This window comes from Segetibacter aerophilus, from assembly GCF_007991655.1.
Taxonomy (GTDB): Bacteria; Bacteroidota; Bacteroidia; order Chitinophagales; family Chitinophagaceae; genus Segetibacter; species Segetibacter aerophilus.
Window position 1 is genome coordinate 1 of the sequence record NZ_BJYT01000011.1, and the last position, 12,203, is coordinate 12,203.

The window sequence follows — 12,203 nt, forward strand, 5'->3', positions numbered from 1 at the left end:
TTTTGATATGCTTCAGCAGTTGCCTTAGGCTCTAATGAAGTATCGATAGCAAAAATTTGATGTGCGGAAATATTAAGAGGATCGAAGAGTGCTTTTTTGGCCATCAGAGCATTGCTGTCAGGATGGTCTGAAGGAACATACCTTTCATCTCCAAAAAAGAAATAAATCTTATCCCATTCAATCAAACTTTTAAAATCCGACGCAAGTAATTCAAACAGCCCTTTCGGAGAACTGCCACCTGACAATGCTACTGTAAACCGTCCGTGTTTAGAGATTGCCTCCTTTGCTGTTTGCACAAAGTATTCTGCGGCAGCCTGTAAAACTTCTTTGGTTGTTTTTGAAACATGCAGCATCACTACTTCTTTTTATTGTTTTGAGGAAGGGTAACCCAATGAAATCCATCACGTGCAATCAGCGCTTCCGCAATTTCAGGTCCCCATGAGTCAGAAGAATAGTTAGGAAAGTTTACACTCTTTTTACTTTCCCATGCGCTTAAAATTGGCATGATTAAACTCCATGCAGCCTCTACCTGGTCGCCACGCATAAACAAGGTTTGGTCACCTACAATCGTATCTAACAAAAGGGTTTCATAAGCTTCAGGCGTATAACTGGTATAAGCACTTTTGTAGTCGAACACCATATCGACCGTATTAAGTACCATATCGAGACCGGGACGTTTTGCCTGCACCTGTAAACGGATACTCATCTCTGGCTGAATGCTAATAATCAGTCTGTTTTGCTGCCAGTTGTCTGTGGCTTCCCCGGGAAATATAAGATGGGGAACATCTTTAAATTGTATGGTGATGACCGAAGCGGCTTCATGCATTCTTTTACCGGTTCTTACATAAAAAGGCACATTTTGCCAACGCCAATTGTCAACAAAAAACTTGATGGCCGCAAAGGTTTCGGTGTTTGATTGTGGGTCTACCTTCGTTTCGTTTCTATAAGCTGGTACTTGCTTACCTTCTATCCAGCCTTCGCCATACTGGCCGCGCGCTGCATTTTTTCTAACGTCTTCTGAAGAGAATGGGCGCATGGCTCGTAGCACATCTACTTTACGGTTACGAACTTCTTCGCCAACAAATGTTACCGGTGGCTCCATGGCTATAAGGCAAAGCAGTTGTAATATGTGATTTTGAACCATGTCTCTTAGAGCACCTGATCCTTCGTAATAATCTCCGCGATCTTCGACGCCGAGCCGTTCTGTTACTGAGATTTGAACGTACTCTATATAGTTCCGGTTCCAGGTGGGTTCGAAAAGAGAATTGGCAAATCGAAAGGCAAGAATGTTTTGAACTGTTTCCTTACCGAGGTAGTGGTCGATCCGATAGATTTGTTTTTCTTCGAATAGACCACCCAACAATTTGTTTAAAGCTGTAGCAGAGTCGAGGTCTTTTCCGAACGGCTTTTCTATAACGATCCTCGTGTTATCTGCATCTTCAGCGAGCTTACAGGCCGCTATATTTTGTGCAATGACTTCGAAAAAATTAGGGGAGACGGCGAGATAAAAAATAACAGTTGCAGTGGTTTGCCAATCCTCCTGGTGCGTTTTAATACGCTGGCCAAACTCCTGGTAAGTTTCAATTTTATTGAGATCAGAAACCTGGTAATGAAGATGGTTTGCAAACTCCTGCCACTTTGCAGGATCTGCTTCTCCGGAACGTGAAAACTCGTTGATATCTTTTAAAAGCGTATTCCGGTAATCATCTTCTGTGTACTTGGTTCTGCCTGTACCAATGATGGAGAAATTTTCGGGTAACCAATTATCTAAAAACAAATTGTACAACGCTGGTGCAAGCTTGCGCGAGTTGAGGTCGCCCGTTCCACCAAAAATGACAAATATTGTAGTTTTAGATCTGCTATCTATGCTCATTTAAATTTCGATTTTCTATTTTAATGTTTTGGTTTAATGAACCCGTTGGGATTAAGAATCGTTTCTCACTGCGGCTTTGTTTAATACTTTTTATCAAAGCTTACTTTGAAGGTTTTCGATCATCTTTTGTAAAGTCGTCAAAGTTGTTTCGTATTGTAGCTCTGATATATTCGCCATTGCTTTTTGTCTGAACGCCTGTTGTTTTTGCAAACAGCTTTTGTGTAGTTCAATTCCTTTGCTCGTTAGACTCAACTGTTCTTCTTTCTCAATCATTAATTGCCTTTCCTGTAATTCTGCAACTATAACGTTCAAAGCCTCAAGGTCTGCAAAAGGCTTCATTAAGCTTTGAAGATCTGTTCTGCTTATTTCGCCTTTTTGAAAAACAGTGTTCAAAACCTGCCAACCCTTTCTGTTAAGTGCAAACTCGTTTTGGATTTCGTCGATGCCCTTTGTTAGTAGCTCGTCCACTTGTTTTACGTAATATCCTATAGGAAGTTTCTTCGGTTCCATTGATATGCTTGAGCTACATCGCTTACAGCTGAGTTATATTATTACCGTACAAGAGTGCGACGCAAGAGAAGCTAAATACTTGTAGGGGGCTGGGCTAATAACCCATCTAACCCGTTACGCCGTTGTTTAAAGCAGTTACCGGATCTCCTGACCAGTGCGTATGAAAGAAGCCCTCTTTTCCGATTAACTCATAAGTATGTGCACCGAAAAAATCACGTTGTGCCTGGATTAAATTCGCCGGCATACGCTCGCTTCTGAACGTGTCGAAATAACTAAGTGCCGCAGCGTAAGCAGGAACGGCAAGGCCGCTTGTAATAGCCCCTGCAACTACGGTTCTTGTTGCCTGCAAAGTCTCGGTTACCTGCGCAGCAATTTGCTCATCTAACAAGAGATGCTGCAACTGCTGGTTGTTTTGATAAGCGTTATAAATATCATTGAGAAACTGGGAGCGAATAATACAACCGCCTCTCCAAATCTTAGCAATCTCCTGCAATTGAAAATCGTAACCATATGCTTTGGAAGCCTGGTAAAGCATGTGCATTCCCTGTGAGTAGGTAACGATCATACTGAAATAAAACGCTCGCTCAAGATTGGTAAGAAAATCGTCTTTATTAATGATGTTTAGACGAGGCAAAGTCTCACCGTAGAGAGAAGCTGCCTGTGTTCGCAACTGCTTATACTTTGAAAGATCACGCATAGAAACTGCAGTATCAATGGCAGTGATGGGAGTTTCTAAATCGTAAGCCACTTGTGACGTCCACTTGCCGGTGCCCTTAGCTCTTGCCTGGTCTTTAATATTGTGTATTAATAAATGATCTGATCCTGGTTCCTTGAAAGCAAAAATGTCACGCGTTATCTCAATAAGAAAAGACTGCAGTCTTCCTTCGTTCCACTTGCTGAAAAGGTCATAGATCTCGTTTTCAGGCAACTGGATTCCCTTATACAACAACTCGTATGTTTCTGCAATCAACTGCATTACTCCATACTCAATGCCATTGTGTACCATTTTTACAAAGTGACCTGAGGCACCGGGACCGATATAAGTAACGCAGGGTTCGTTGTTAACCTGGGCCGCAATCGTATCGAGAATAGGCTTAACAAATTCGTACGCTGATTTATCTCCACCCGGCATCATGCTTGGCCCTTTACGCGCACCTTCTTCCCCTCCTGAAATACCCATTCCGAAGAAGTGTAAACCTACCTGTTGAAGATCTGTATCTCTTATGATCGTGTCTGTAAAATGAGAATTACCGCCATCGATAATAATATCGCCGGGAGAAAGCAAAGGTTTAAGATCTGCTATCACACTGTCTACGATTTTTCCTGCAGGCACCAACATCATTACAACCTTGGGAGTTTTCAAACTTTGAATAAAGGCCTCTAAAGTATCGAAACCTTTGACAGGAGAATCCTTGCCCTCTTCACCCAGCAACCTTACCTTTTCCAGATCCTTATCATAGCCTGCCACTGCAAAGCCATGCTCTGCCATATTCAATAAAAGATTACGTCCCATTGTTCCCAGGCCTATCATTCCAAACTGGAGCCCGGTTGCTTGTTTTTCGTCCATAATAATTTAAAAATTTCTTGTAGGAATATAAAAGATGCGTCGATTTAAAAAAGCGACAAGAACTCTATCCTCGCACTAGCTTAGTTGCTTTCTTTGTGTCTCGATGGCATCCATCAATTTATTGTAAGGCTTGTTGAATTTCTCAACTCCCTCATCTTCTAATTTTTGAGTTATCTGGTCAATGTCGATGCCTGCATTTTTCAAGTCGTTCAGCACCTGGGTTGCCTTATCTAAATCATCTTCTAACCGGCTTTGAGGTTCGCCATGATCTCTGTATGCTTCAAGCGTTTCCATTGGAACTGTGTTGACTGTCTTTGGTCCAATTAGAGCTTCTATATATTTCACATCGCTGAAAGCAGGATCCTTGCTTCCGGTACTTGCCCATAACAGGCGTTGAGGCTTTGCACCTTTTTCTTCCAGTTTTTTAAATCTCTCACTACTAAAAATATTCTTATAAATCTCGTAGGCTTTTCTTGCCGAAGCTATCGCTACTTCACCTTTTAGTCGTGATAAACCTTTTTCTTCAAGCATCGGATCTACCATCACATCTATACGGCTTAAGAAAAAACTCGCAACTGAGGAAATTTCGCCGATAGGCTGATTTGCTGCCACCCGATCTTCCAATCCCGATATATAAGCCTCTGTAACTTCTGTATAGCGCGGAAGGCCAAAAAGCAGGGTGACGTTTATATTTATTCCTTCACTGATACAGGTTTTGATTGCTTTTAACCCTTCAGCAGTTCCCGGAATTTTGATCATTACGTTTTTGCGATCTACTAACTTCCAAAGCTCTCTTGCCTGCTTTACTGTTCCCTCAGTGTCTTTCGCTAGCAAAGGCGACACTTCAAGACTAACGTATCCATCTGCCCCTTGCACCTCTTCGTTATACACCGGCAAAAGCATGTCCGCTGCACGCTGAATATCTTTTATAGCCAGGGCGTAAAAGAGTTCTTCATTGTTTTGTTTTTCCTTAGACAAGGTTTTGATATCCTCATCATAATCCGAACTACTACTAATTGCCTTTTCAAATATGGCGGGGTTTGAAGTAATTCCTCTCACGCCGTCTTCATTAATCAGCTTATCCAGTTCGCCTGTGTTCATGATCTTTCTGTCTATAAAGTCCAGCCAGATACTCTGGTCAAAATCATGAATCCTTTTAACTCTATTTGTTTCCATTTTGATAATTTTTTTCTTTTTAGCGGCAAGCTATAAGCTTTATGCTATGCGCCGTAAATAATTGTTTCTAAAACCCGGGGGCAACTTGTAGCTTGCAGTTTGTAGCTACCCCCTATTCCTCCAGTCGTTTTACTTTCTGTAATCGTCTAACGTGTCTTTCTGCTTCGGTAAATTTTGCCTCTAAAAACGTTTGTATAATTTCCTGGGCTACGTTGTTGCCTACAACTCTTCCGCCGAGGCAAAGCAAATTCATGTCGTCGTCCTCAACGCCCTGGTGTGCAGAAAAATGATCATGAACCAGGGCGGCACGTACACCTGTTACTTTATTTGCGGCGATAGATGCGCCTACTCCGCTACCACAAACAGCAATGCCGCGATCAACTTCTTTGCTTGCAACGGCTTTCGCTAACGGGATTACAAAATCAGGATAATCGTCCTGGTCATTTTGTTCTGTAGCACCAAAGTCCACTACTTCACACCCTAGTTTGGATATTATCGGGGCAAGAAATTGTTTTAGCTGAAATCCCCCATGATCTGCTGCTATTCCTATTTTCATAACGACCTAATTCAAACTCAAAATTTCGTTTCTATTTTTTGCGTAGCCATCGGTAATTCCTTGCGCATCTTTTGTTGTGTCACTCACTTGTACTTATTGGTTTCACCGCAACAACCCTAATGCAAGCCTCCATTCCATTTGTAAAAGTAAAAATTCAAGTTATAAACAACCCTATTTCGAAAGGAGCGCTTTGGCTCTTTTTACGACATTTTCTACTGTAAAGCCAAATAGTTCAAACAACGCTTCTGCCGGTGCTGACTCCCCAAATGTGTTCATTCCAATAACGTCACCTTCATCTGTCACATATTTGTGCCAGCCCAAAGTTGAACCCGCTTCAACTGCCAAACGCTTTCTCAGGTTTTTTGGAAATACTTTTTCTCTGTAAGAAGAATCTTGTTTTTCAAATAATTCCCATGATGGCATGCTAACTACCCTTGCAGCTATTCCTTCCTCCTGCAATTTCACCTGAGCGTCCATAATGAGAGAAACTTCTGAACCTGTAGCTATCAAAATTAGTTGCGGCTCGCCCTGGGCTTCCGACAATATATAAGCACCTTTCTCCAGCTCAGTTGCAGGAGTATATTTTTCCTGGTCAAGTACCGGCAGATTTTGTCTTGACAAGATCAGTGCTACGGGTCCTTCGTTGTGTTGGATGGCCCACTTCCATGCCTGCGCGGTTTCGTTTGCATCGGCGGGTCTGATAACATGTAGGTTCGGAATAGATCGAAGTGAAATTAATTGCTCAACCGGTTGATGGGTTGTACCATCTTCGCCAAGACCAATACTATCATGCGTAAAAACAAATATGGAACGAACCTTCATGATAGAAGCGAGGCGAATAGGCGGCCTCATATACTCAGAAAAAATCAGGAAGGTGGCTCCGTAAGGTATCATGCCTTCTGATAACGCAATGCCGTTTAAAGCGGCGCCCATCGCATGCTCTCTAATACCAAAATGGAAATTGCGACCTTCAGGAGTTTGAGGTGTAAAGGATTCAAAATCATTTAAAAAGGTATCGGTAGAAGGCGAAAGATCCGCAGAACCCCCAATCAAACTAGGAAGGCTTGATGCAATTGCATTTAAAGTTTTACCTGATGCTTTACGAGTAGCTATTTTCTCTCCTGCTTTAAAAACAGGCAGTTTATCTGTCCAACCGTCAGGCAGTTTACCACTGCGCATAAGTTCATATTCTGCCGCCAGCTCCGGGAACGCTTCTTTGTAAGAAGCATATAATTTATTCCATTCATCTTCTATCGGCGCGCCTCGTTGACCAACCTTGTTGTAGTAACTTAAAACTTCCTCCGGTACATCAAACGACTTCTCAGGATCAAAGCCAAGAAACTTTTTAACAGCCTTCACTTCATCGGCGCCTAGTGGTGATCCGTGTGCGCCGGCTGTGTTCACTTTGTTGGGGCTGCCGTATGCTATTTCTGTTCTCACCTTTATTAGTGACGGACGTTTCGTTTCGTGCTTTGCATTGTGTACGGCATTTTTTATTGCCTCTATATCATTACCGTCACTTACTACTTGCACGTGCCAGCCATAAGCCTCAAAACGTTTTTGTATGTCTTCGTTAAAAGTGATCTCCGTATTTCCCTCGATTGAAATATGGTTGTCGTCGTGCAGGTAAATCATGTTACCCAGCTCGAGATGGCCGGCTAAAGACGCCGCTTCGGCTGTTACACCTTCCATCAAATCACCATCGCTACAGATAGCATAAATGTGGTAATTAAAAATCTCAAAGCCGGGTCGGTTAAAACGAGCTGCAAGATGTTTTTGAGCAATCGCAAAACCAACTCCTTCAGCAAAACCCTGACCGAGTGGACCAGTTGTAATCTCAATCCCATCTGTTATTCCAAATTCAGGATGGCCCGGTGTCTTGCTGTGCAGTTGCCTGAAATTTTTGATATCCTCTAACGTCAGCGCGTATCCCGTCAGGTATAAAAAGTTGTATTGCAACAAACTTCCATGGCCTGCTGACAAGATAAATCTGTCGCGGTTTGGCCATCTCGGACTTTTAGGATTATAATTCATACTATGTGCCCAGAGCACATGGGCCATCGGAGCTGCACCCATTGGCATACCCGGATGACCAGAGTTAGCTTTTTGTACAGCATCAGCTGCCAAAACTCTCACTGTATTTATTCCTAACTGTTCTGTGGACTGAGTTGTTTCAGACATAATGTTTTTTTATAGCTACTGGATAGATGTGTAATTAGCTTTAACCTGCGGACGCTCCTCTGTTCTCCAAAGCCTTGCACCGCCTTTTATTCCATCTTTGTTTGAGATGATGGTGATATTAGAATCAAGATCGAAGTTTATTTTTTTTGCGTTTCCTCCGCCAATATATAGATGGTCGTAATTAAAAACCGTTTGCAGAATCTCAAGTACTCTTTTTATTCGTTTGTTCCATTTTTTATCACCAATTTCCAACATCACTTTTTCGCCAATGTATTGGTCGTAGTCTTTGCTTTTGGTAATCGGATGGTGTGCAATCTCGAGGTGAGGCAAAAGATTACCATCCATTAGCAACGCTGTTCCGAAGCCGGTACCCAGTGTTACTACAATTTCGAAACCCTTTCCGTTAACTACCCCAAGACCCTGCATGTCTGCATCGTTTACCACTTTTGCAGGTTTACCCAAAGTATCGGACAACAATTTCTTTAAGTCCACATTATGCCAGAGTGAAGTATCAAGATTAGGTGCAGTAATTACTACCCCGTTTTTTACGTAACCGGGAAACCCAACAGAAATACAGTCAAACACAGGAAAATTTTTTGTTAGTCCTTGTATTGTCTCCAACAGTTTTTCGGGAGTTGTTGGCTTAGGCGTTTCCACTCTTTGGTACTCCATTGTAAGCACGCCGTCTCTGTTTAAAATCGTTGCTTTCACATGCGAGCCGCCAATGTCTATTGAAAGAATATTTTGGTATGAGGTTGTTTCCATTAAAGAGTTGATGTTTGTTGTGAGGAATTCAAATTGAAGTAGTTAGTAATAACGGCTGTAAATGGTTCAAAGCATTTCAAAGCTTAAAACAAATTCACAGCTTTTTTTATAAAGATAAGACTTGCAATTTTTATGCTGATGAAACCTTGTCCTTATAGTACACATAGTTTGGCCTGAAACCTTTGGTGTTTTCAGATCATCTAAGACTTCGGGAGGTTTGCTAAAAAAATCAAGCCGTTGTTGTACCCGGTAATTCTTCTAACATGGATCGTTTTGCAATGAATTAGTTTTGACCTTTTTTAAGGCAAAATGGTACAAATTCAAAAAGGATACGCGATGGTATCCTTTTTAAAAATTTCTCTACAAATGGAATACCTAATGGCCGGTGCTCATTGTCATCTCTAATTCACTTGGGCTGGTTTTTGAATTTTTTTGCCAAATGAAGAATATAATAAACAGTACAATTAATATAGCAGGAAAGGTCATCATGTTTCGTAGCGCATGTTGACCCGTCGCTAGTTCCAGTGCATTGCCTGTAAGTCCTCTCGCTGTGTTTTCTGTGCGAGCGCTATCAATCCAACCACCAATAATCGGCTGGAAAATAGCGGTAGAAAACATTCCCACCCCACCAACAATAGACATACCGAGGGCACTGCTTCTTGGAACTCTTTGTGCTACTGAGCCAATCATCACAGGCCAGAAATAACACACGCCCATTGCGAAAACCACCGCTGCCAGATAGGCCACCGGTCCGGTTACTGAACTAAACAAATAAATACCAATAGTAGCGAAAATAGCTCCCATCAACAGTACACCTGTTTGACCAAATTTCGCAACAACAGGTCCTGCAAAAAATCTTCCCACGGCCATTAGACCAGAAGTAAGGGCTAGTATGATCATAGGTTCTGCTCCGCTGCTACTTAAAACAACACTTACCCACTGGCCCGGACCAAATTCTGAAATAGCGGTAAGCGCCATGCAGAAGAAAAGAAAAATATAAACCGGGCTAAGCATTGCTTTAAAGTTTTGAGAGAGCGAGTTGGCTTCTTCCAACTGAGGCTTGGGAAATGTTTTTCCGAAAAATAAAACAGCATAGATTACTGTTGGAACCATGGTAACCCACATCTGGGCTTCCCAACTCATATCCATCTTGGTCATAAAGTAAGAGATGAGGGAGCCAACGAGTATTCCACCTGGGAACCACATATGAAAGCGCGCTAACATTTTCTGCATCGTAATACCGGAATACATATCGGCTATCATAGGGTTACAAGCAGCTTCAGTACAACCGTTACCAATGCCAATAAACAGTGTGGAAATAAGCAATGTTGTATAACCACCCGCATAAATCGTCAACAAAATTCCGATGGTGTGGCAAACAAAAGCTACCAACATAATATTTTTTGGACCGAAAGTGTGATACACAAGGCCACCGATAATCATAGAAATAGGAAATCCCAGAAACCACATAGAGTTGATGAAACCAAGTTGTTCGGCTGAAAGGCCAAAGGCCTCGCCTAACTGGGGCAGAACGCCCGCCCGGATTGAGAAAGTAAAGGCCGTGGTAATAAGGGCAAAGCAACTACCGTTAAACAAGGCGCTTCTGTTAATGTTTTCGTTAGCCATAATGTAAGCTGTTAGATTTTAAAATGAGGGGAATAAAGATGTTATTGGTTAATAAAATTTGAGGAGGTAAAATAGCTATATCTGTTTAAAAATCTTGTGTTTATCAAACAAAAAAATAAATCTCGTATATCAAAGACATTTACTTTTTATTGATTGCCGCAGTCAAGCTCCAAAACTCCACGCATTGCTGCTTTTAATTCTGCAGTCTCAATGCCGTGAAACGATTAGACAAGCTTTAAGCTATCAAGTATTTTTGACCAATTTTAGATTATTGAGAACAGGCCCACGATCCTCGCAAACATCTTCTATCGTTGTTAAGATTAAAGTATTCTCTTTTATCTCGTACTTATACTTGCCAATGGTTGAAGTTTCACAATCACTTTGTCCGGAAACTTTTACAAGCGTAAATGTTGAATTGGTCACCTTATAAATCATTGTTTCAAGAACAGAACTTTGATCAAGGTTCATTACAGCCAAGGTGTCTTTGCCGAATTCAAAGGAAACATTTACGGGGCTGCCTAATTCCAAAACGCCCTTCCATTTACTATTAGCAAGCTGGGCCTTAATTGAGCCCGATACAAGTGTTATCAGTAACAAGCAAAAGAAACTTTTTTTCATAATTTATGTGTTTTAGCTAATCGTTAAATAATTTGATCAAAGTACAAAAAGTTTGCACACTGCACTAAAAGACTTGATGTTTTATTTGAATACTCACGCTTTCATTTTACTGGAAATCTACTTGCTTTGCTCGTTGCCTTCACCGTTTTAGAGTTGGACTTTCCCTCGTCATATATAGCTACTGCTACCCGTGAGTCCGCACAGCCATAATACAAGAACCATTTCTTTTTAAAGTAAACCAATCCTTCTGTGAAAACCGTTCCTGCAGGGTATTGGCCACTTTTTTCAAAAGACTCTTCAGGTACGAAAAACGGTTTGTCTAGTCTTGCAATTGGCTTTGTCGGATCTTTTAAATCAAACAAGACCTGGCCTGCAGCATAAGTATTAGCAGTGTAATTTTTATCACTTCCCTCTCCTGCTTTATTCTTTCCATTGTATATAAGTAAGATGCCTTTATCTGTCATGATTGCTGGTGGCCCACACTCTGTTAAGTCACTATCGAAATAGCCGGGCCGCGTCGCTATACATTGTTTCAATTCACCTTTCTCATCGAGCATAGGTTGCCAGTTAATGAGGTCGTTTGAAGTTGCAGTATTTACAAAATGCTCGCCCCAATACATCCAATACTTCCCATTGATTTTCGCTACTACCTGTTTCCCATTCACAAGCTTTGTTATAATGGATGCTGACTTAGTCGCCATATTGAAAAACTGACCATTGTAAGCCTTTCTAAATGCGGGACCATGCTTTGTCCATGTAACCAGATCTTTTGAGGTAGCCACACCAATCCTTGGAACTTTTTTATTCCACTGCGTGTAAAACATTATATAAGTACCGTTGGATGTCATGGCAACACGAGGATCTTCGCAGCCACCGGGCCATTCAAATTCTTTTTGATTATCGTTCCCTGGAAATAGTACCGGAGTTTGACGCCTCTTCATCGTAATACCGTCTACACTTTCAGCTAAACCCAGTCGGGAAGTTCTGGTGCCAATAGCTACTCCTGATTTGTCTTCTGCACGATAAAGAATACAAATCTTGTTGTTTCTAATTGTTGCTGCAGGGTTAAAGACATCGTTCGATTCCCAAGCAACTTGTGTGTTACTCATCGGATCCAAAAATCTGCTTGCAGGCTTAGGAGACAAAACAGGATTTACGTTTTGAGGCCGAACAAAAGGGCCAAAGGCCCAGGAAGGCAACGTCGCATTCTTCTGAGAAATTGAATGTTGGAATAGGAAAGCTAATGAAAAAACTACCAACACACTTCTAATCTGCCATTTGTTTTCTGTGCGCATGCTGATATGTTTTATTTGGTTTAGACGTTTTTGACA

11 protein-coding genes are annotated in these 12,203 nt (G+C 41.6%); all 11 read right to left on the bottom strand.

Going from position 1 to position 12,203, the window contains the following annotated elements:
* Positions 1-353: 6-phosphogluconolactonase (locus SAE01_RS14665; RefSeq protein ID WP_174834617.1), on the bottom strand; the 353-nt coding region annotated here is incomplete at its 3' end.
* Between the two features lie 2 nt (positions 354-355).
* A complete protein-coding gene (gene zwf / locus SAE01_RS14670; RefSeq protein WP_147204540.1) occupies positions 356-1,873 on the bottom strand; it encodes a glucose-6-phosphate dehydrogenase in 1,518 nt (505 codons plus the stop codon).
* Positions 1,874-1,966: 93 nt separating this feature from the next.
* Positions 1,967-2,383, bottom strand: coding sequence for a winged helix DNA-binding protein (locus SAE01_RS14675; protein WP_147204541.1), 417 nt, complete (start codon positions 2,381-2,383; stop codon positions 1,967-1,969).
* A 106-nt stretch (positions 2,384-2,489) separates the two neighbouring features.
* A complete protein-coding gene (gene gnd / locus SAE01_RS14680) occupies positions 2,490-3,950 on the bottom strand; it encodes an NADP-dependent phosphogluconate dehydrogenase (protein ID WP_147204542.1) in 1,461 nt (486 codons plus the stop codon).
* A gap of 75 nt (positions 3,951-4,025) precedes the next feature.
* A complete protein-coding gene (gene tal, locus SAE01_RS14685) occupies positions 4,026-5,126 on the bottom strand; it encodes a transaldolase (RefSeq protein ID WP_147204543.1) in 1,101 nt (366 codons plus the stop codon).
* A 112-nt stretch (positions 5,127-5,238) separates the two neighbouring features.
* On the bottom strand, positions 5,239-5,682 hold the full coding sequence (locus tag SAE01_RS14690) for an RpiB/LacA/LacB family sugar-phosphate isomerase (protein ID WP_147204544.1): 444 nt from the start codon (positions 5,680-5,682) through the stop codon (positions 5,239-5,241).
* Positions 5,683-5,853: 171 nt separating this feature from the next.
* Positions 5,854-7,863 carry a transketolase gene (gene tkt / locus SAE01_RS14695; RefSeq protein ID WP_147204545.1) on the bottom strand — a complete coding sequence of 670 codons (2,010 nt, stop codon included), beginning with the start codon at positions 7,861-7,863 and terminating at the stop codon, positions 5,854-5,856.
* 15 nt (positions 7,864-7,878) lie between these two features.
* Positions 7,879-8,628: an ROK family protein gene (locus SAE01_RS14700; RefSeq protein WP_147204546.1), complete on the bottom strand. Its 750-nt coding sequence runs from the start codon at positions 8,626-8,628 to the stop codon at positions 7,879-7,881.
* 375 nt (positions 8,629-9,003) lie between these two features.
* Positions 9,004-10,254, bottom strand: coding sequence for an MFS transporter (locus SAE01_RS14705; protein ID WP_147204547.1), 1,251 nt, complete (start codon positions 10,252-10,254; stop codon positions 9,004-9,006).
* Between the two features lie 243 nt (positions 10,255-10,497).
* A complete protein-coding gene (locus SAE01_RS14710) occupies positions 10,498-10,872 on the bottom strand; it encodes a hypothetical protein (protein WP_147204548.1) in 375 nt (124 codons plus the stop codon).
* A 101-nt stretch (positions 10,873-10,973) separates the two neighbouring features.
* A complete protein-coding gene (locus SAE01_RS14715; protein WP_147204549.1) occupies positions 10,974-12,167 on the bottom strand; it encodes a beta-1,2-mannosidase in 1,194 nt (397 codons plus the stop codon).
* Positions 12,168-12,203: the final 36 nt, after the last annotated feature.